Source organism: Kitasatospora sp. NPDC048239, assembly GCF_043202015.1.
Lineage (GTDB): Bacteria > Actinomycetota > Actinomycetes > Streptomycetales > Streptomycetaceae > Kitasatospora.
Genome location: NZ_JBICZP010000006.1, coordinates 584,455 through 603,326, shown reverse-complemented (window position 1 = coordinate 603,326; position 18,872 = coordinate 584,455). Strand labels below are relative to the sequence as shown.

The following is an 18,872-nucleotide window of genomic DNA, read 5'->3' as shown; positions in this document are numbered from 1 at the left end:
CCGGTCCGCCGGTCCGCCCCCGCCGGGCGGGAGCCTACCCAGCGGGCGCCGGGTCAGACGGCGGCCGCGCCGGTGAACTCCTTGCCCAGGCAGATGCTCTGCGGGTGCTCGCGGTAGATGCCGAACTTCTCGACCGGCCCGTACCCCTCGGAGGCGTACAGCGCGATCGCCTCGGGCTGCTCGGTGCCGGTCTCCAGGATGAAGCGGGTGCGCCCGGCCTCGACGGCGGTCGTCTCCAGCCGGCGGAGCAGCGCCCGGGCGAGGCCGCGGCCGCGGGCGGCGGGGACCACGAACATCCGCTTCAGCTCGGCGTCGCCGTCACGTATCCCGTTCGGGCCGGCCGTCTTGGCGCGCCAGCCGCCGCAGGCCACGGGCTCGCCGTCGAGGTAGGCGGTGAGGAACAGCCCGGCCGGCGACTCGAAGTCGTCGGGGTGCAGGACGGTGAGGTCGCCGTCGCCGTAGCGCTGGACGTACTCCTCCTGCACCTGCGCCGAGAGGCGCTGGGCGTCCGGGTGGCCGTAGCCGGTGACGCGGATCTCGATGGTGCCGTTCTGGACGGTCGTGGTCCCCGTGGTGCTCTCCATGGTTGAAAAGCCTACGACCTTCGGTCAGCGACCCTCGAATCGGGCGACCAGCTCCTCCTTGCCGAACATCCGGGCGGTGTCCACGGCGGACGGCGTACCGGCCTGCGGGTCGGCGCCGCCGTCCAGGAGGACGGCGAGCACGTCCTCGGCGCCCTTGAACACGGCGCCGGCCAGCGGGGTCTGGCCGCGGTCGTTGGCCTGGTTCGGGTCGGCCCCGCGTGCCAGCAGGGCGCCCACGGTGGCGGCGTGGCCGTGGTAGGCGGCGAGCATCAGCAGGGTGTCACCGCGGTCGTTGGTGAGTCCGGCGGGCGCCCCGGCGTCCACGTAGGCGGCCAGGGTGTCGGTGTCGCCGGTGCGGGCGGCGTCGAACAGCTTCCCGGCCAGCGCGATCACCTCGGCGTCGGGGACGTCGGGGGACTGCGGGGTGGCGGCGTCGGTCATGGCGGGCCCTTCCTCGGTGGTCGACAGGTCGTGGTGGTTCCGGCTGCGCGTACCGCACCGTAGCGGCCGGACACCCGGACGAACCAGTACACGTCCGGATTCCGGATGGCGGCATTCCCCCGCACGACACACGGGCGGGAGGGTCGCGCAGCCGTTCGGGCGAACTTCCCGGCACCCCCGGAAGGCTCCCGCCCGCCCACCGGGAATGCCTCGGCGCGCCGGTCCGGGGCCGTTCGAGGCCCCGGTCGGGGCGGTTCGCATACCTCTCCCGGGGGTCCGGGCCGGTATTGACCGCAGAAACCACCCATTTGCACCGTTCCATCATCTATTACTTTTTGTCACGATTAGGGCACTTTCCGTGACACTGTCCCTGTCCCCCTCACCGAGGAGCAGAGCGTGATCCTCTCGATTTCCGGCATCGTCCTGTTCGGCACCATCGCCTTTCTCTTCTTCCGCAGGGACGGACTAAAGGTCTCCCACGCCGTCGTCTGCGCCCTCTTCGGCTTCTACGTGGCCGGATCGTCGATCGCTCCGAGCATCACCGCAGGCGGTGCGAGCCTCGCCAGCCTGCTCGGCGGCCTCAAGTTCTAGGGCCCGTCTTCAACCCCGCGGACGCGGGTTTGAAGACGGGCCCTAGGGGCCGCAGGGCTTGCCTGACAGTTCCCGCACGGGCCCGGGCGCGGATCCCACCGCCCCGGGCTCCGTCGTACACCCGTGAAGCCGCTCGAAGCCGACCTCCCGAACCCGACCCGTCCCACTCGCCCGGGGAGCCCAGGAATGCCGCTCAACCGCCATCTCAGCAAGGGCCGCGACCACCTCACCAGGGGCCGCGACCTGGCCCGCACGGCCGGCGACCACGCCTCCGACATGTTCGCGCCGCTGACCGTCATCGGCCGCGGACTGCGCCACCACGCCGGCTGGGCCAGGGAGCGCTGGCAGGCCACCCCGAAGGAGCGCCGCGGTCCGACGGTGTTCCTGGTCGCCGCGATGCTGCTCGGGATCTACCTGCTGCCGCACGGGCTGCTGTTCGCCCTGGTGGCCCTGATGGCCAGCTCGGCCTGGGTCGGCCGGACCCCCAAGGCGCCGCCGGCGCCGCCCGAGCCGGACGTCGCCGACATCAAGCTCACCGCCCTGTACGCGGCGCTGACCCCGTACCTGGCCGGGCCGGAGGACCTCAACCCGCTGTACCGCCACGAGGGCGCCTACAAGGAGGCCTTCTCCTCCTGGGAGTTCGACGGCGAGGGCCGGCTCTCCCGGCTGGAGCTCGCCTACCCCGCGTACTTCACCGACACCGAGCCGGCCGCCCGGGCGCGGATCGAGCAGGTCGTCCAGGGCAAGGCCGGCCGCGCCCGGGAGTACCGCTTCGACTGGGACGAGGAGTCCAACAAGCTGCGGATCTGCGCCCTGGCGCCGCTGCCCACCGACATCGCGGCGCAGCGCTTCGTGGCGGCGCCCGGGGAGATCGTGCTGGGCTTCACCGACGAGGACGGCAGCGCCCGGACCATCCCGGTCGGCCAGGGCGGGGTGATCGCCCAGCAGCCGCCGGTGGTCTGGCGCACCGGTCCGCGCTCCGCCGAGCCGCACCTGCTGGCCCTCGGCTCGACCGGCTACGGGACCTCCAGCCTGATCCGCTCGATCGCCCTCCAGGCGCTCCCGTTCGGGGACCTCGTGGTGATCGACGGCGCCGGCACCGGCGAGCACGCCTGCCTGGTCAACCGGCCGGGCGTGCACACGGTGGAGACCAGCCTGCACGGCGCGCTGGCCGCGCTGGAGTGGGCCGCCCAGGAGACCGAGCGCCGCCTCGCCGCACTGAACGCCGCCCGGCACTCCGGGACGGCGGCCCCCGAGGACGTCACCCGGCCGCTCTGGCTGCTCCTGGACCACCCGACGGAGCTCAGCGAGCTGGCCCACGCGGAGGGCCGCCCCGATCCGCAGGACCTGCTGGAGCTCCCGCTGCGGCACGGCCGCGCCGCCCGGGTCACCGTGGTGATCGCCGACGACGTGGAGGCCCGCGACCGGATCACCCCCACCGTCCGGGCCACCACCCGGGCCCGGGTGGTGCTCGGCCCGACCGGGCCCGAGGAGGGCTACGCCGCGCTCGGCGTGCCGCTGGACATCGTGCCGGCCGCGCACGCCCCCGCCGGGCGGGGCTACGCCCGGATCGGCAACGGCGCGCCGGTCCGCCTCCAGGTGCCGGCCACCGTCGACCCGCTGGACGAGGAGGCGCCCGCCCAGCTGCGGGAGGCGGTGATCGCCCTCCTGCCGCACCGCGACACCCGTACCGAGGCCGCCGCGCCCACCGCGTCCGCCGAGGTGCCGCCCCGCCCGGACGGGCCGCCGCCGGTCCTGTCGGCGGAGCCGGCGGCCCCGGGGCTGCGGGCGGGCGTCGACCTCGCCAAGGAGCACTCGGCGGTTCGCCCGCGTCCGGTCCCCTGACCGCACGGCGCGGCCCCCGGCGAGGGCCGGGGGGCCGCGCCGGAGCCCGGCCCGGTACGCTCGTCACGGAAAGGCCGACCGATCGCCAGATGTGAAATAGGTGACACCTGGGGTGATATCACCGGCCAGATGTGACAAATCGGGCGCTGGTGGGTACAAACAGGGACGGCACGACAGACGACGCATGTCCCCGGACGGGAATCTTCGTCGGAAGCCGAGCGTTGACCGAACGACGAAGAACAGCGACCACTAGTCCTGTGGGCCATAAGCCCGGGAGGCACGATTCATGAGCGAGCGAGCTCTCCGCGGCACGCGACTCGGGGCCACTAGCTACGAGACCGACCGCGGTATCGATCTGGCTCCCCGCCAGACCGTCGAGTATGCATGTCAGAACGGACACCGATTCGAGGTTCCTTTCTCGGTCGAGGCGGAGATCCCCTCGGCCTGGGAATGTCGCTTCTGTGGCCAGGAGGCGGTACTCCTCGACGGTGATGAGCCGGAGGAGAAGAAGACCAAGCCGACGCGTACCCATTGGGACATGCTGATGGAGCGCCGGACACGCGAGGAGCTGGAGGAGGTACTGGCCGAGCGGCTGGCCGTGCTCCGCTCCGGCGGGATGAACCTCGCGGTACACCCGCGGGACACCCGCAAGAGCGCCTGACCCCGCTCCCGCCCCGGCGGGAGCACGCCGAAAAGGGACCCTGGGCACCAGGGTCCCTTTCGCGCTGTCCGGATCCGGCACCGTGCCCGATCCGGTGCGGCCGTCCTGATCCGGGTCGGCCCGGCGGGATCCACCAGAGGACGGCTCCAGGCGGACGACGACGGCCGGTGGCCCGGACCGGACGGTCCGGGCCACCGGCCTCGGCAGGCGGGGGTCAGCCGTTGATCGGCGGACGGTAGGTGGTGTCCGGGCCCTGCGGGCCGACACCCGGCTCGACCACCTCGCCCTGGATCACCTTGCCGTCCGGGCGGTGGATGCGCAGCTGCTCCTGCAGCCGCACCGCGTCCGCGAACGGGTCCGCCCCGGCGCCGGCGGTGCTGCGCAGCGCCTTGTCGGCGACCCGCCGCCCGGCGGCCCGCCACAGCACCCGGGTGGGCGGGAACAGCAGGGTCAGCGCCAGGGCGTCCGACAGGAAGCCCGGCACGATCAGCAGCAGGCCCGCCAGCACGGTGAGGCTGGTGCCGGTCTGGGGCTGCTGGGACTTGGGGTCTCGGCTCTGGTCGATCGCCGCCGACAGGGCCTTCAGGCCGGCCCGCTTGATCAGCGAGCCGCCGATCACGGCGCCGGCGATGAGCAGCAGGACGACGGTCAGGCCGCCGAGCCACGAACCCACCTGGACCAGCAGCCAGATCTCCAGCACCAGCCAGGCGGTGATCAGCAGCGGCAGCACCCGCCGGAGCCTTCCGCGCGGGGCGGGTCGGGCGGGGGTAGCTTGCTGGCTCACGGTACGAATCCACTCCAAGCGGTGTCTGCGCGCCGCACGGGAGGTCCGGGCCGGCTACGGCACCACCTGGTCCAACGACTCGCCGCTGCCGGGTGTTCCTCCGGTGCGCGACCGGCGGCGGCCGAGCAGTACCGCGGCGCCGCAGGCCAGCAGGCCCGCGACGGCCAGCGTCCACTCGGGCACGGCGCCGACCCGGTCGGCCACCGTGATGCCGTCACGCAGCGGGACGACGGCGGACAGCTCGGCGGCGGTCAGCTCCTCGGTCTGCTGGACCACCGAGCCGTCGGGGGCGATCACGGCGCTGATGCCGCTGGTGGCGGCGATCAGCACGGCCCGGCCGTGCTCGACGGCGCGCAGCCGGGACATCGCGAGCTGCTGCTCGGGCTGGCCGGTCCTGGCGTAGGTGGCGTTGTTGGTCTGCACGACCAGCACCCGGGCGCCCTGGTCGACGGTGTCGCGGACGATCTCGTCGTAGGCGACCTCGAAGCAGATCACGTCGCCGATCCTGGCCGGTCCGAGCTGCATGACGCCGTTGTGGTCGCCGGGGTAGAAGTCCTGGGCGACCCGCTGGAGGCGGGTGATCACCTTGGAGAGCTGGTCGCGGAACGGCACGTACTCGCCGAACGGGACGGGGTGCTGCTTGGTGTAGGAGGCGCCGGGGCCGGTCTTCGGGTCCCAGACGATGCCCTCGTTCTGGACGTGCTGCTCGTCCGGTCCCTCGACCAGGGTGCCGACCAGGGTGGGCACCCCGATCGCCCTCACGGCCTCGTCGATGCGCTGGTAGGCGAGCGGGTCGGTGAAGGGGTCGAGGTCGGAGGAGTTCTCCGGCCAGATCACGATGTCCGGGCGCTCGACCTTGCCGGCCTTGATGTCGGCGGCGAGCCGCTCGGTCGCGGAGGCGTGGTTGTTGAGGACCATCATCGGGCGGCCGAGGAAGTCCATGCCGGGGTTCGGCACGTTGCCCTGGACCAGGGCGACCTTGACGGTGTCGGCGGGCGCGGTGGGCACCGGGACGAGGTATCCGCCGGCCAGTGCGCCGACCGCCCCGAGGGCGGCGAGCGCGGCGGCCCGCGGCGACCGGCGGGGGCCGCGCAGCCGCAGGGCGGCCCAGGCCAGCAGGGTGCCGCTGAGCGCGACCGCGAAGGTCACCAGCGGGGCACCGCCGAGCGCGGCGAGCGGGGTGAACGGGGTGGCGGTGTTCGCGAAGGCCAGGCGCCCCCACGGGAAGCCGCCGAGCGGCAGCCGGTCGCGGGCCCACTCCTGGGTGACCCAGAGGCAGGCCGCCCACAGCGGCCACCCGGGCAGGCGGGAGGCGACGGCCAGCCCCGCGCCGAGGGCTGCCAGGAACAGCGCCTCGATGACGGACAGCCCGATGGTGGCATCCCAGCCGACCACCCGCAGCCAGCTGAGCAGCAGCAGGAAGAACGGCAGCCCGAAGGCGAACCCCGTCCACGCCCCCTGTCGGGCCGTGCGGCCCCGGGTCAGCAGCGAGAGCACCGCGACGCCGGCGATCGACAGCGGCCACAGGTCGAACGGCGGGAAGGCCAGTGCCAGCAGCAGGCCGGCGAGCACGGCGAGGCCGGTGCGGGGCAGCCCGGCACGGACCTTCGCGAGGGCCCGGGCGGCCCGGCCGGGCCCGGCTGCCACGTCGGGTGTCTCGGGTGCGGCGCCGGGCCGCTCCTGGGTGACGGGCATGGCCACCTGCGCACCATCTTCTCTGGGGGCCGTCCCCGCGGGCGCGGGGCGACTGTTCGGACGCTGTCCGAAGAAGGTACCCCGGAATGACACCCGGCCGTGAGGTCGGGTTCCGGTACCGGCCACCGGCCCGCGTCAGCGCGGGGTGTAGCGGACCTCCCCGAGCGGCCAGGCCTCGGCGAGCCAGCCGGCGACGGCGCGGTACAGCGGGGCGTCGAGGTGGGCGCGGTCCGCGCGGACCCAGGAGCTGACCTTCGCCACGGACGGCTCCTCACGGTCCGGGTAGATGTAGACGCAGCCGATCACCTCGTCGGCGGCGGGCTCCAGGACGGTGTAGGTGAAGCCGCGGCGGTTCTCGAAGTCGGCGGCGTGGCGGCGCAGGTCGGCGAGGTTCTGCTCGGGGGACATGCCCTCGCCGGGCGGCCAGGTGCCCGTCCAGCCCGGGGTGGCGTGGATGTGGTCGATGCTCGCCGTCCAGGCCAGGAGGTCGGAGGTGTTGTGCTGCTCGCCGAGGGGCTCCAGGCGGAACCCCTCGGCGACGAGCTCGCGGGGGACGGTGAAGTCGGCGGGTACCAGCGGGTGATCGGTCATGGCGGCCAACCTACGCACCGGCGGCGCGCCGTTCACCGCGTTTTCGGACCGGGACTCCCCCGGGCGGGGGCGCCGCTCAGGCGAGGTAAACCGTGCGGCCCCGGACGACGGTGCGCAGGCAGGCCGGCAGCGGGCGGCCGGGGGTGAGGTCGGGCAGGCCGGGGGTGCCGGAGCGGGGGTCGGTGGACCAGCCGGCGACCCGGGAGTCGGGGGCCTGGACGACCAGCTCGTCGGCGGCCCAGACCGCGTAGCTGGCGATCGCGCCGGGGACGAGGACGCCGTCCTGGTCCCGGCCGAGCGCCCGCCAGCCGCCCCGGGTGTGGGCGGTGAAGGCCGCGCGGACGGAGATCCGGTGCTCGGCGGTCCGGTGGAAGGCGGCGGCGCGGACGGTGCCCCAGGGGTCGAGCGCGGTGACGGGGGCGTCGGATCCGAAGGCCAGCGGGACGCCGGCCCGCAGCAGGGCCGCGAAGGGGTTCAGGGCGGCGGCGCGCTCGGCGCCCAGGCGCTGGACGTACATGCCGTCCGGGCCGCCCCAGGCGGCGTCGAAGGCGGGCTGGACGGAGGCGGTCAGGCCGAGTTCGGCGAACGCGGCGATGGACTTCCCGTCCAGCGCCTCGGCGTGCTCGACCCGGTGGCGCAGCGCCCTGACCCGGTCGGCGCCGACCCGGTGGCCGGCCGCCCGGACGCCGTCCAGGACGGCGGTGACGGCGGCGTCGCCGATGGCGTGGAAGCCCGCCTGCAGGCCGGCCTCGGTGCAGGCGGCGACGTGGTCGGCGACCTGCTCGGCGCTCAGGTAGGACGTGCCGGTGTGCTCGGCGTCGGCGTAGGGGGTGTGCAGGCAGGCGGTGTGCGAGCCGAGCGCGCCGTCGACGAAGAGGTCGCCGCCGGCGCCCACCGCGCCGAGCCGCCGGGCGGTCTCCACGCCGGTGCGGCCCGCTCCGCCCAACTCTCCCCAGTACCCGAACACTTCGGGTCCGTCGCCGGCGGCGGCCAGGGCCAGCAGGGCGGTCAGGTCCTGCTCGGAGGAGATCTCCGGTCCGGCACACTCGTGCAGGGCGCCGATGCCGAGCTCGGCGGCGCGGTCGAGGGTGGCGCGCTGGGCGCGGCGGCGCTGCTCGGGGGTGAGGTGGGCGAGCGCGGTCCGCCGGACGGCGTGGTGGGCGTCGCGGGTGAGCGGGCCCTCGGGGTGGAAGCCGGGCCGGTCGGCGAGGCCCTCGGTGAGGGCGCGCAGCGCGGTGGTGGCGAGCGCGGAGTGCACGTCGGTGCGGGAGAGGTACACGGCGGCGCCGCCGGCGGCCGCGTCGAGCTCGGCGAGCGTGGGCGGGCGGCCCTCGGGCCAGCCGGTCTCGTCCCAGCCGTGGCCGATCAGGACGCCGTCGGGCTCCGGCCGGGCCGCGACGAAGGCGGCCACGGCGTCGAGTGCGGCGGCCAGCGAGGGGCTGCCGGTGAGGTCGAGGCCGGTGAGCGCCAGTCCGGTGGAGGTGGCGTGCACATGGGCGTCGACGAAGGCGGGGGTGACCAGCGCGCCGTCCAGGTCGACGATCTCGTCGGCGGTGTCGGCGTACGCCTCGGCGGCGCCGTCACTGCCGACCCAGGCGATGTGTTCGCCCTCGACGAGCATCGCGGTGGCGAAGGGGTCGGCGGGGCTGTAGACGGCGCCGCCGCGCAGCAGGACGGTCCGGAGGGTGCGTTCGGTCATGACGCCAAGTCTGCACCTCGTCGGCGCTGCTCAGAGCTTGGGGGGGCGCGCCTCGTACGGGGTGGAGAGGACCACGGTGGTGCGGGTGGAGACGCCGGCCGCGCTGCGGATGCGGGCGAGCAGGTCCTCCAAGTCCCCCGGGGCGCCGACGCGGACCTTGAGGATGTAGTTCTCGTCCCCCGCGACGCTGTGGCAGGCCTCGATCTCGGGCAGGCCGGCCAGCCGCTCCGGTGTGTCGTCAGGGGCGCTGGGGTCGAACGGCTTGACCGAGATGAACGCGGTCAGGGCCAGGTCGACGGAGTCGGGGTCGATGATCGCGGTGTAGCCGCGGATCACCCCGCGCTGTTCGAGGCGGCGCACGCGCTGGTGCACCGCCGAGGTGGACAGGCCGGTGGCCTTGCCCAGGTCCGTGTAGCTCATCCGGCCGTCCTCAAGGAGCAGCTGAACGATGCGCTGGTCGAGATCCTCCACAAGGCGCAAACCTACCCGGTCGGGGGCGCGTGCGGCGCCCGGGTGGGCGCACGCGGTGGCACGGGGGGCGGTGCGGCGTGCCGGGCGGGCACATGCCGGACGAATGTGGCGAAGGACACACCCGGTGCATCACAGTGCGGCGGGCCGCAGGATTATGAGTCCGCGTCGCAGGGAAGTGCTGGTTGTGGCCCCGGGCGACCACGCCGGGCCCGATCCAAGGGGGATCACCATGCCTGCAACTGACGAGCGTTCGCTGGGCGCCGACGACACCCACGATACGAGCGGCCGCGAGGATCTCGCGGTCGGTCACGACCCGGCTCCGGGGGTCGACCCGGGCGAGGGCGACACCTGGGAGATCTTCCGGGTGCACTGCCCCGAGTGCCGCCGCCCGATCGCCCTGGTCGGCGACGAGGAGCGGCTGCCGCAGCACGCGGTGCTGCCGACCGCCTGGCACCCCTTCTCCCCCGCGCTCTGCCCGGGTTCGGGCGTTCCGGCGGACGACCTCGCGGAGGTGGAGGACGCGCAGGACGCGGACGCCCCCTGCCTGGAGGCGCTGCTGACGCTGCCTACCGAACTCGACTGGCGCACGCAGCCGTTCTCGCACGCGGTGGCGCACCGCCCGGTGCGGATCGAGGCGGCCCCGGCGATCCCCGAGCAGCGCCGTAGGCTGGCGCGCCGCTGACGGGTGGCCGACCGCACGCCATCGGGCCCGGCCCGGGCCTGAGATGCCTCCGGGCGTCACTCCGCACCCTGGAGTGACGCCCGGAGGCCGTTCGCGGGGGCTGTCGTCAGCCGTTGGTCAGGTGGCGGCCGATGACCAGGCGCTGGATCTGGTTGGTGCCCTCGACGATCTGCAGGACCTTGGCCTCGCGCATGTAGCGCTCGGCCGGGAAGTCCTGCGTGTAGCCGTAGCCGCCGAGCACCTGGACGGCGTCGGTGGTGACCTTCATCGCCGCGTCGGTGCAGAACAGCTTGGCCATCGCCGCCTCCTTGGAGAACGACAGGCCGGCGTCGCGGCGGCGGGCGGCGGCCAGGTAGAGCGAGCGCCCGGCCTCGATCTGGGTGGCCATGTCGGCGAGCATGAACGACAGGCCCTGGAAGTCGGCGATCGCCCGGCCGAACTGGCGGCGGGTGCGCGCGTAGTCCACGGCGAGGTCGAGCGCGGCCTGGGCGACACCGACCGCGCAGGCGGCGATGCCGAGGCGGCCGGAGTCGAGCGCGGAGAGCGCGATCTGGAAGCCCTGGCCCTCGGTGCCGATCAGCCGCTCGCGGGCCACCCGGGCGCCGTCGAAGTGCAACTGCGCCGTCGGGGAGGAGCGCATCCCCATCTTGTGCTCCGGCGGCGCCGCCGAGAGGCCGGCCGCGGTGCCGGGGACCAGCAGGCAGCTGATGCCGCGGGCGCCCTCCTCGCCGGTGCGCACCAGGGCGCTGTAGAAGTCGGCCTGGCCGCCGTGGGTGATCCACGCCTTGGTGCCGCTGACGACGTAGTCCTCGCCGTCCAGGTCCGCGCGGGTGCGCAGGGCGGCGGCGTCCGAGCCGGACTGCGGCTCGGAGAGGCAGTAGGCGCCCAGCTGCTCGCCGGAGAGCATTCCGGGCAGCCACTCGGCCCGCTGCTCCTCCGTCCCGAAGGTGGCCAGGGCGTGGCAGGAGAGGGTGTGCACGCTGACGCCGAGGCCGATGGCCAGCCAGCCGGCCGCCAGCTCCTCCAGGACCTGCAGGTAGACCTCGTAGGGCTGCTCGCCGCCGCCGTACTGCTCGCCGTAGGGCAGGGAGAGCAGGCCGGCCTCGCCGAGGGTGCGGAAGACCTCGCGCGGGAAGCGTCCGGCGGCCTCGTCCTCCGCCGCGCGGGGCTGGACCTCGCGCTGGACGAGGTCCCGGGTGAGGCTCAGCAGCTCGCGGGCCTCCTCGCTCGGCAGCTGGCGGTCCACGGCTTTCGCAGGGGCGGGGGTCATGGCGGTTGGTCGCCTCCTCGGTCAGGCTCCGGCACCCCGGTGTGAGGGGTGCGGAGCGGGTGTGGCAGGTCGGCCGGACCGGCACCGGGTTACGGTGAACGGCCGTTCACATGGCGGCGATGCGAGTATGCCTGATCAGGGCGCCGCCGTCACGACCTGCATGGAATCACTGTCCGTACTGGAGTGCGGGTCACCGTAGGGTTGCCGTTGTGGCTGCTTCCGAAATCCCCGAGACCGCTGCTTCGGCGCCCGCCCGCTCGGACGGCCTGACCCGGTTGGCCGGGGAGCTGCGCGCCCTGGCGCCGTCCTGCGGACCGGTCCGGCTGGTCGCGGTGGACGGGCACGCGGGCTCGGGCAAGACGACGTTCACGGCCCGGCTGGCGGGGGCGCTGGGCGGGGCGCCGGTCGTCCACCTGGACGACCTGGCGACGCACGCCGAGCCGTTCGGCTGGCCCGGGCGGCTGCAGGCCCAGGTGCTGGAGCCGCTGGCGGCGGGGCGGGACGCCGCGTACCGGGTGTACGACTGGACGCTGCGCCGGTTCGCCGGGACGGCGGCGGTGCCGCTCGCCCCGGTGGTGCTGGTCGAGGGCGTCGGCGCCGGGCGGCGCGAGGTGCGGCCGTGGCTGGCCCGGCTGATCTGGATGGAACTGGACGCCGACTCCGCCCGCCGACGCGGCGAGGAGCGGGACGGGCCGGCCCTGGCGGAGTTCTGGGAGGGCTGGGCGCGGGCCGAATCGGCGCATTTCGCCGCCGACCCGAGCCGTCCGCACGCCGGGACGACGGTGGACGGGGTGACCGGACGGATCTCGCCGGGCACCGTCGGTGAACCTTCAACAAGCCCTTGACCTGCGGTATCGCCAGGACTTAGGTTCTCACCAGTTGCTCGATTAGTTGATCGCGCAACATCGGGCCCGGCATCCCCGGCTTGTTCCCCCGTGAGCCGGGGATGCCGCCCCCTTCTCCCGCCCCCGTGCACCGCGCCCTCGACCGGCGCCCCGGGGAGCCCAACGGACCGGCCCCCGATCGCATTTGACCCGGCGCGGCACCCTTCCGGATCAGCGCTGCGCCGGTACGATTCCTGGCAGGCGCATCTGCGCCCCGGGGGCTATCGACCACCGGCCGGATCTGCGCACCCGACCCGCCGGCCGAGCCCCGAGGCACACCGCGGGGGGCGTGAGTGGCGACGGTGGACAGTTCCGACAGCAACGACACGGGCGGCGGCCACCCGGACGGTGACGGCGCGGTCGGCGGAGCGGGCGGCCAGGCAGGCGGCCCGGCCCCGAACCTGCTCGCCGACCGGGCCTGGCTGCGCGCCATGGACGCCTACACGGCGGGCGCGTACACCCGCGCCGAGGAGGAGTTCCGCGCGGCCGTCCGGCTGGACCCGGGAATGGCCGACGCCTGGCTCGGCCTGCACGCCCTGCGCAGCGACACCTCCGGCGCCCTGCTCGCCATGCACCGCAACCAGAAGCGGTTCGGCGAGCAGCGCCGGATCCACCGGCGGCCGCTCAGCTCCTGGTACTGGCTGGGGTGGTGGGTCCAGCCCGTCCTGGAGGACGCCCGCGACCTCGCCCTCGCGCACGCCTCGCACTGGCTGGACGGGCGCCACCTGGCCAGGCTGGACCAGGCGTTGGAGCAGTGCCCGCCCGCCGAACACGACCCGTCGGTGCGCTTCCTGCACGCCTGCCGCTCCTATCTGCTCAAGGACTGGGAGCAGTTGATCCGGGACACCGACCGCCTGCTCGACGACCAGCTGCTCGGCATCGAGGCCGGGCTGTTCGCCGGGATGGCGCGGGTCCGGCTGGACATGTGCGCGCAGGCGCAGGCTCCGCTGGCGGCCTCGCTCGCCCGCTGCCGCTCCGAGCAGCCGCAGCGCAAGGAGCTGCGCTACTGGCTGGGCCGCGCCTACGAGGGGGCTGGGCGCAGCGCCGCCGCACTGCCCCTCTACCGGGCGGTGCACCGGGCCGACCCGGCGTTCATGGACACCGCGGCCCGGCTCGCCGCGATCTCGGCCGAGGACGGCGTGGTCGACGCGCTGCTCGACTCCGCCGGGACCGGCCGGGAGGCCGGGAGGCCGGCCGGAGCGGGGTCGGAGGACCCGTACGACCCCGCCGGGCTGGACGTCGACCTCGACCTGGACCCGTACGGCTTCCCGGAGTTCGCGGACGAGGAGGGCCCCGCGGCCGACCCGCAGCCGACGCCTGAGCCGGAGGCGGACAGATCCGCCGAGGGGGCGCCGGGCGGCGGATCCGAACCGGTGGAGGAGGAGAGCGAGGCCCTGCCGCCGGAGGCCGGCGAGCGCTCCGGCCCGCCCCTCCCGGCAGACCCGCCCGCCGCCGCGGCGCCCGTGCCCGTGCCCGCCCGCGGCGAGGCCCCGCCCGGCAGCTTCGGCGGATACGGCGCCGAACGCACCGGAGACGACCGGGAGTTGGACGCCGCACTGGCCGAACTCGCCCAAATGGTCGGGATGGAGCCGGTGAAACGGCAGGTCCGGGCGCTCTCCGCACAGCTGCGGATGTCCCGGTTGCGGGCCGAACAGGGCCTGCCGGTACAGCCGCCGAAGCGGCACTTCGTCTTCTCCGGCCCCTCGGGCACGGGCAAGACCACCGTCGCCCGGATCCTCGGCCGGGTCTTCCACGCCCTCGGCCTGCTCTCCGGCGACCACCTGGTGGAGGCCCAACGGGCCGATTTGGTCGGCGAGTTCCTCGGCCAGACCGCGGTCAAGGCGAACGAGCTGATCGACTCCGCGCTGGACGGCGTGCTCTTCATCGACGAGGCCTACAGCCTCTCCAACTCCGGCTACAGCAAGGGCGACGCCTACGGCGACGAGGCCCTGCAGGTCCTGCTGAAGCGGGCCGAGGACAACCGCGACCGGCTGGTGGTGATCCTGGCCGGCTACCCGGAGGGCATGACCCGGCTGCTCGCCACCAACCCGGGCCTCAACTCCCGCTTCACCACCCGGGTGGACTTCCCCAGCTACCGCCCCGGCGAGCTGACCGCGATCGGCGCGGCGCTCGCCGGCCGGGACGGCGACGGCTGGGACGAGGACGCGGCCGAGGAGCTGGCCAGCATCTGCACCCACGTGGTGCGCGAGGGCTGGATCGACGAACTGGGCAACGGGCGGTTCATCCGCACCCTGTACGAGAAGTCCTGCGCCTACCGCGACCTGCGGCTCTCCCTGCTGCGCCGGCCGCCCGGCCGGGAGGACCTGGCGACGCTGCGCCTGCCGGACGTCGTCCAGGCGTACGGGGAGCTGATCGACGGCCGGGGCTGAGCCCGCGCTCCCGGCCGTCGACGCGCCGTCCGGTCGAGATGGTCAGGCGCCCAGGGCCTTGGCCTCCTGCTCCGGGGTCAGGCCGACCACCCGACGGTCCGAGCGCTGCGGGGCGGTGCCGCCGATGGACTGCAGCCACTCCCAGGTGTCGGCGACCGTCTCCGCCAGCGGGCGGCAGCGCAGGCCGGCGGCGACCGCCTTGGCCACGTCGGCGCGGTACAGGGTGTCGTGCAGCTCGCCCGGCGGCACCCAGAACGGGAGGTCCCACCACGGCTCGATCCCGGCGTCGGCGATCGCCTCGGGCGTCGTCCAGCGCAGCTCGGCTTCGGAGCCGGTGACCCGGGCGCACTCCGCCAGCAGCTCGGCCATGGTGCCGTGCCCCTGCGGGCTGACCAGGTCGTACGCGCCGTGCAGGCCGGCCGCGAGGGCGTCCAGGGTCCAGGCGGCCAAGTCCCGGACGTCGATGAACTGCAGTGCCAGGTCCTGCGGGCCCGGGGCGAGCACCGGGCCGCCGCGGGCGATCCGGTTGAGCCACCAGGGCAGCCGGCCGATGTTCTCGTACCGGCCGACGATCAGCCCGGCGCGGGCGAACAGCGCGCGGTCGCCGAACGCGTCCAGCACGGCCAGCTCGCCGCCGCGCTTGGACTGCGGGTACGGCATCTCGCCGTCGTCCGGCGAGCCCTCGACCAGCGGCGCGCTCTCGTCCGCGTCGGCGGGCGTCGGGTACGCGTACACCGAGCGGCTCGACACGTAGGCGTAGCGCCCGACCCGGTCGGCCAGCAGCCGGGCACTGTCCCGCACCGCCGACGGGGCGCCCGCCCAGGTGTCCACGACGGCGTCCCACTCCCCCTCGGCCAGTGCGGCCAGGCCGCCCTCGGCCGTCCGGTCCCCGTGCAGGGCCCGCACACCCGCCGGCGGCGCGTGCGTCCCCCGGTGGAAGACCGTCACCTCCCATCCCCGTGCCAGCGCGTCCTCGGTGAGGGCGCGACCGACGAATTCCGTACCACCCAGCAGTAGAAGCCTCATGCCGACCACCCTGCCCGCAGGTGGTCGGCATGGGAACAGCCGAATGCTGAGAGCAGAATCGCTCTGAGCGGACACCGGGTCAGGCGGCGGAGCGGTGGTCCGGGTCGTGCACCTCTCCGACGAGCTCCTCCAGCACGTCCTCCAGCATGGCCACGCCGAGCGTGCGCCCGTCCTGGTCCAGGACGGCGGCCAGGTGGCAGGCGGCCCTGCGCATCGCGCCGAGGGCGTCGTCCAGCGGGAGCGTGCCGCGCAGCACCGTGATCGGGCGCCAGTGGCGGGCCGGGACGGGCACGGACGGGTCGTCCACGTCCAGGATGTCCTTGAGGTGCAGGTAGCCGAGGTAGCCCTGGCCGGCCGGGTCGCCGTCGGTCACCGGGAAGCGCGAGAAGCCGGTGCGCAGCGCCAGCTCCTCGACCTGCGCGGCGGTCACCTTGGTGTCCACGGTGACCAGCTGCTCGGGCTTCAGCAGGACGTCGGTGACCGGGCGGTGGCCCAGCTCCAGGGCGTCCTCCAGGCGCTCCTGGCGGCCCTGGTCGAGCAGGCCGGCGTCCCGGGAGTCGGCCAGCAGGTACATCAGCTGCTCGGTGGTGAAGACCGACTCCACCTCGTCCTTGCCCTCGACCCTGAACCGCCGCAGCACCGCGTTGGCGAAGGCGTTCAGGAAGCGGATCACCGGGGCGAGCCAGCGGGCCAGGCGGTCCAGCGGCGGGCCGAGCCAGAGGGCGGCCTTCTCCGGGCCGGCCAGGGCCATGTTCTTGGGCACCATCTCGCCCATCACCATGTGCAGGAAGACCACCACGGCGAGCGAGATCCCGTAGGAGAGCGGGTGCATCAGCCCGGCCGGGATGCCGATCGCGTGGAACGGGCCCTCCAGCAGGGCGGCGATGGTGGGCTCGGCGAGCGCGCCCAGGCCCAGCGAGCAGACGGTGATGCCGAGCTGGGCGGCGGCGAGCATCGCGGAGACGTTGGAGAGTGCGTGCAGCACGGTGCGGGCGCGCTTGTTGCCGGCCTCGGCGAGCGGTTCTATCTGGCTGCGGCGCACCGTGATCACGGCGAACTCCGCGCCGACGAAGAAGGCGTTGCCGAGCAGCAGCAGGACGGCGGCGGCCAGTTGGAGCGCGGTCATCGGGTCCCGTCCTCGTGGTCACGGCCGGAGCGGTGGCGCTCGCCGGTCCGCTCGATCCGCACCCGGCTGGTGCGGTGGCGGTCGACGGCCTCCACGGTGAAGCGCCAGCCGGGCAGCTCGGCCTGCTCCCCGGGGACGGGCAGCCGGCCGAGCAGGTCGGAGACCAGGCCGGCCAGCGTCTCGTACGGGCCGTCGGGGGCGTGCAGGCCGATCGACTCCAGCTGGCCGGTCCGGGCGCGGCCGTCGGCGGCCCAGACGGGCAGTCCGTCGACGGGCGGCAGCGGGACCAGCTCCGGGGTGTCGGCGGGGTCGTGCTCGTCCTGCACCTCGCCGACGATCTCCTCGACGATGTCCTCGACCGTGACGACGCCGGCGGTGCCGCCGTACTCGTCGACCACGATGGCCATCGGCTGGAGCCGGCGCAGCTGGTCGAGCAGCCGCTCGGCGGGCAGGGTCTCGGGCACCAGCAGCGGCGGCGAGACGAGCTCGGAGACCCGGACCAGGCCGCGGCGCGCGGGCGGTACGGCGAGCGCGTCCTTGAGGGTCACGGTGCCGGTGACCTCGTCCAGGCTGTCGGTGTAGACCGGGAAGCGGGAGAGGCCGGTGGCCCGGGTGAGGTTGACGACGTCGGCGGCGCTGGCATCGCCCTGCAGGGCGGAGACGTCGACGCGGGGGGTCATCACCGACTCGGCGGTGAGCTCGCCCAGGCCGAGGGTGCGGACGAAGAGCGTGGCCGACTCCTCGTCTATCGCGCCGGCCCGGGCGGAGTGCCGGGCCAGCGAGACCAGCTCGGCGGGGGTGCGGGCGTGGCCCAGCTCCTCCTGCGGCTCGATGCCGAAGGCGCGGACCGTACGGTCGGCGGCGCCGTTGAGGAAGCTGATCAGCGGCCGGCAGACGAAGGAGAACGCCATGTGCGGGGCGGCGACCGCGCGGGCCACCTGGAGCGGCCGGGAGATCGCCCAGTTCTTCGGGACGAGCTCGCCGATCACCATCTGCACCACGGTGGCCAGCACCATGCCGATGATCAGGGCGACGCCGCGGGCGGCGCCGTCGGGCAGGCCGACGCCGGTGAGCACGGGCTTGAGCAGGACGGAGAGCGCCGGTTCGGCGAGCATGCCGACCACCAGCGAGGTGACGGTGATGCCGAGTTGGGCGCCGGAGAGTTCGAACGAGAGGTGCCGCTGGGCCCGGGCGACCCGGCGGGCCTTGGTGTCGCCGGCCTTGGCGGCGCGGTCCACCGCGCCGCGCTCCACGGTCACGAAGGCGAACTCTGCGGCCACGAACAGGCCGTTGGCGAGGATCAGCAGGAGCGCCGCGAACAGCAGCAGCCAGGCGGTGATCACAGTGCCGCCTGCCTTCCGACGGGCGGAAGCGAGGCGGCGCAGGTACTACCGGACGGATCGTCCATCGAGGGGGTGTGTCACTCCTCAGGTCGTTGCGGGAGGCGTTTTCGGGCAGCGCGAAACGTTTGCCCTGCTTTTTCCAGCGTAGACGATACCCCGACGGGAGTCGGATCCCTGTTCGGACCCGCGCTGCGGTCGACGCCCCGGACCGGGCTCGGGCTGGGTCTGGTCAGGCTCGGGCCGGGCTCGGCCGGGGCTCAGGTCAGGCTCGGGCCGGGGCTCGGCCGGGGCTCAGGTCAGGCTCGGGCCGGGGCTCAGACCCGGCCGCGGCTCTCGACCAGGTCGCGCAGGGCGCGGGCGTCCGCGATGGCCTGGGCCTTGCCGACGCCGGACTGGATGCCCACGGCGGCGAGCGAGGTGCCGTCCGCGAGGTCCAGCGTCGCCCACGGGTCGCCCTGGCGGAAGTTGACCCGGACGATCTCCTCCCAGGACAGCCGGCGGCTGCGGACGAAGTTGACCACGGTGATGCCGTCCGCGTCGGCGCTCACCCGGGGCCGGGCCAGCATCAGGCCGGCCGCCGCGAACAGCGCGCCGCTGAGCGCCATCATGATCCGGTCGTTGAGCTGCCAGTTCTGCGGGAGCGCGACGGCGATCGCGGCGAACATCACGACCAGCAGCGCGCAGACCGGCAGCAGCACGGCCCGGGTGCGGCGCGGGGCCCAGGTGACGGGGAACTCGGCGGGGGTGGTCACGTGGGTCTCCGGTGGGGGTTGCCAGGGAACCGGCGGG

The 18,872-nt window shown here is 74.4% G+C and carries 18 protein-coding genes; 6 read left to right on the top strand and 12 right to left on the bottom strand.

All coding sequences use genetic code 11. The features are described from left to right. Positions 1–53 precede the first annotated feature (53 nt). Both ACGFZP_RS19955 and ACGFZP_RS19950 read right to left on the bottom strand, forming a co-directional pair. Complete coding sequence (locus ACGFZP_RS19955) at positions 54–584, bottom strand: GNAT family N-acetyltransferase (protein WP_392934493.1); 531 nt, start codon at positions 582–584, stop codon at positions 54–56. Positions 585–608: 24 nt separating this feature from the next. Beyond that, positions 609–1,025 (bottom strand): ankyrin repeat domain-containing protein, encoded by a 417-nt coding sequence (locus tag ACGFZP_RS19950; RefSeq protein ID WP_392934490.1) that lies wholly within the window; start codon positions 1,023–1,025, stop codon positions 609–611. A 396-nt stretch (positions 1,026–1,421) separates the two neighbouring features. Between ACGFZP_RS19950 and ACGFZP_RS19945 the strand changes: the two genes are divergently transcribed. The 3 genes from ACGFZP_RS19945 to ACGFZP_RS19935 all read left to right on the top strand — a co-directional run bounded on the left by ACGFZP_RS19945 (position 1,422) and on the right by ACGFZP_RS19935 (position 4,122). After that, positions 1,422–1,616: a hypothetical protein gene (locus ACGFZP_RS19945; protein ID WP_063346460.1), complete on the top strand. Its 195-nt coding sequence runs from the start codon at positions 1,422–1,424 to the stop codon at positions 1,614–1,616. A gap of 186 nt (positions 1,617–1,802) precedes the next feature. After that, a complete protein-coding gene (locus ACGFZP_RS19940; RefSeq protein WP_392934486.1) occupies positions 1,803–3,461 on the top strand; it encodes a hypothetical protein in 1,659 nt (552 codons plus the stop codon). A gap of 286 nt (positions 3,462–3,747) precedes the next feature. Continuing rightward, positions 3,748–4,122, top strand: coding sequence for an RNA polymerase-binding protein RbpA (locus tag ACGFZP_RS19935; protein WP_030396357.1), 375 nt, complete (start codon positions 3,748–3,750; stop codon positions 4,120–4,122). A 214-nt stretch (positions 4,123–4,336) separates the two neighbouring features. On the opposite strand, the gene fxsA is transcribed toward ACGFZP_RS19935, so the two are convergent. The 5 genes from fxsA to ACGFZP_RS19910 form a co-directional block, all read right to left on the bottom strand. Then, a complete protein-coding gene (fxsA, locus tag ACGFZP_RS19930) occupies positions 4,337–4,906 on the bottom strand; it encodes an FxsA family membrane protein (protein ID WP_392934482.1) in 570 nt (189 codons plus the stop codon). Between the two features lie 54 nt (positions 4,907–4,960). Beyond that, positions 4,961–6,601, bottom strand: coding sequence for an apolipoprotein N-acyltransferase (lnt, locus tag ACGFZP_RS19925; protein WP_392934480.1), 1,641 nt, complete (start codon positions 6,599–6,601; stop codon positions 4,961–4,963). 135 nt (positions 6,602–6,736) lie between these two features. Beyond that, on the bottom strand, positions 6,737–7,192 hold the full coding sequence (locus tag ACGFZP_RS19920; RefSeq protein WP_392934477.1) for a GNAT family N-acetyltransferase: 456 nt from the start codon (positions 7,190–7,192) through the stop codon (positions 6,737–6,739). A 76-nt stretch (positions 7,193–7,268) separates the two neighbouring features. Continuing rightward, positions 7,269–8,891, bottom strand: a complete 1,623-nt coding sequence (locus ACGFZP_RS19915) for an amidohydrolase (protein ID WP_392934476.1) — start codon at positions 8,889–8,891, stop codon at positions 7,269–7,271. Positions 8,892–8,921: 30 nt separating this feature from the next. Beyond that, on the bottom strand, positions 8,922–9,362 hold the full coding sequence (locus tag ACGFZP_RS19910) for an Lrp/AsnC family transcriptional regulator (protein WP_030243361.1): 441 nt from the start codon (positions 9,360–9,362) through the stop codon (positions 8,922–8,924). A gap of 229 nt (positions 9,363–9,591) precedes the next feature. Here ACGFZP_RS19910 and ACGFZP_RS19905 point away from each other — a divergent pair, with 229 nt between their 5' ends. Continuing rightward, on the top strand, positions 9,592–10,044 hold the full coding sequence (locus ACGFZP_RS19905; RefSeq protein WP_392934473.1) for a hypothetical protein: 453 nt from the start codon (positions 9,592–9,594) through the stop codon (positions 10,042–10,044). Positions 10,045–10,150: 106 nt separating this feature from the next. On the opposite strand, the gene ACGFZP_RS19900 is transcribed toward ACGFZP_RS19905, so the two are convergent. Next, a complete protein-coding gene (locus tag ACGFZP_RS19900; RefSeq protein WP_392934471.1) occupies positions 10,151–11,314 on the bottom strand; it encodes an acyl-CoA dehydrogenase family protein in 1,164 nt (387 codons plus the stop codon). Positions 11,315–11,523: 209 nt separating this feature from the next. Here ACGFZP_RS19900 and ACGFZP_RS19895 point away from each other — a divergent pair, with 209 nt between their 5' ends. Both ACGFZP_RS19895 and ACGFZP_RS19890 read left to right on the top strand, forming a co-directional pair. After that, complete coding sequence (locus ACGFZP_RS19895) at positions 11,524–12,159, top strand: uridine kinase (protein WP_392934469.1); 636 nt, start codon at positions 11,524–11,526, stop codon at positions 12,157–12,159. Between the two features lie 440 nt (positions 12,160–12,599). Beyond that, entirely contained in the window at positions 12,600–14,588 is a 1,989-nt protein-coding gene (locus ACGFZP_RS19890) for an AAA family ATPase (protein ID WP_392934693.1), read from the top strand. A gap of 42 nt (positions 14,589–14,630) precedes the next feature. On the opposite strand, the gene ACGFZP_RS19885 is transcribed toward ACGFZP_RS19890, so the two are convergent. The 4 genes from ACGFZP_RS19885 to ACGFZP_RS19870 all read right to left on the bottom strand — a co-directional run bounded on the left by ACGFZP_RS19885 (position 14,631) and on the right by ACGFZP_RS19870 (position 18,835). Beyond that, positions 14,631–15,614 carry an NAD-dependent epimerase/dehydratase family protein gene (locus ACGFZP_RS19885; RefSeq protein ID WP_392934466.1) on the bottom strand — a complete coding sequence of 328 codons (984 nt, stop codon included), beginning with the start codon at positions 15,612–15,614 and terminating at the stop codon, positions 14,631–14,633. A 79-nt stretch (positions 15,615–15,693) separates the two neighbouring features. Further along, positions 15,694–16,740 carry a hemolysin family protein gene (locus ACGFZP_RS19880; protein WP_392934464.1) on the bottom strand — a complete coding sequence of 349 codons (1,047 nt, stop codon included), beginning with the start codon at positions 16,738–16,740 and terminating at the stop codon, positions 15,694–15,696. Beyond that, a complete protein-coding gene (locus tag ACGFZP_RS19875; RefSeq protein WP_392934462.1) occupies positions 16,737–18,083 on the bottom strand; it encodes a hemolysin family protein in 1,347 nt (448 codons plus the stop codon). Before ACGFZP_RS19875 ends, ACGFZP_RS19880 begins: the two co-directional genes overlap by 4 nt. A 314-nt stretch (positions 18,084–18,397) precedes the next feature. Beyond that, a complete protein-coding gene (locus tag ACGFZP_RS19870) occupies positions 18,398–18,835 on the bottom strand; it encodes a PH domain-containing protein (RefSeq protein WP_392934460.1) in 438 nt (145 codons plus the stop codon). Between the last annotated feature and the right edge of the window lie 37 nt (positions 18,836–18,872).

What these genes read in the sequence shown, in the direction of transcription:
- ACGFZP_RS19885 (WP_392934466.1), bottom strand. Translation starts at nt 15,614, where the DNA reads ATGAGGCTTCTACTGCTGGGTGGTACGGAATTCGTCGGTCGCGCCCTC.
- ACGFZP_RS19940 (WP_392934486.1), top strand. Translation starts at nt 1,803, where the DNA reads ATGCCGCTCAACCGCCATCTCAGCAAGGGCCGCGACCACCTCACCAGG.
- ACGFZP_RS19950 (WP_392934490.1), bottom strand. Translation starts at nt 1,025, where the DNA reads ATGACCGACGCCGCCACCCCGCAGTCCCCCGACGTCCCCGACGCCGAG.
- ACGFZP_RS19955 (WP_392934493.1), bottom strand. Translation starts at nt 584, where the DNA reads ATGGAGAGCACCACGGGGACCACGACCGTCCAGAACGGCACCATCGAG.
- ACGFZP_RS19920 (WP_392934477.1), bottom strand. Translation starts at nt 7,192, where the DNA reads ATGACCGATCACCCGCTGGTACCCGCCGACTTCACCGTCCCCCGCGAG.
- ACGFZP_RS19880 (WP_392934464.1), bottom strand. Translation starts at nt 16,740, where the DNA reads ATGACCGCGCTCCAACTGGCCGCCGCCGTCCTGCTGCTGCTCGGCAAC.
- ACGFZP_RS19905 (WP_392934473.1), top strand. Translation starts at nt 9,592, where the DNA reads ATGCCTGCAACTGACGAGCGTTCGCTGGGCGCCGACGACACCCACGAT.
- ACGFZP_RS19900 (WP_392934471.1), bottom strand. Translation starts at nt 11,314, where the DNA reads ATGACCCCCGCCCCTGCGAAAGCCGTGGACCGCCAGCTGCCGAGCGAG.
- ACGFZP_RS19935 (WP_030396357.1), top strand. Translation starts at nt 3,748, where the DNA reads ATGAGCGAGCGAGCTCTCCGCGGCACGCGACTCGGGGCCACTAGCTAC.
- lnt (WP_392934480.1), bottom strand. Translation starts at nt 6,601, where the DNA reads ATGCCCGTCACCCAGGAGCGGCCCGGCGCCGCACCCGAGACACCCGAC.
- ACGFZP_RS19915 (WP_392934476.1), bottom strand. Translation starts at nt 8,891, where the DNA reads ATGACCGAACGCACCCTCCGGACCGTCCTGCTGCGCGGCGGCGCCGTC.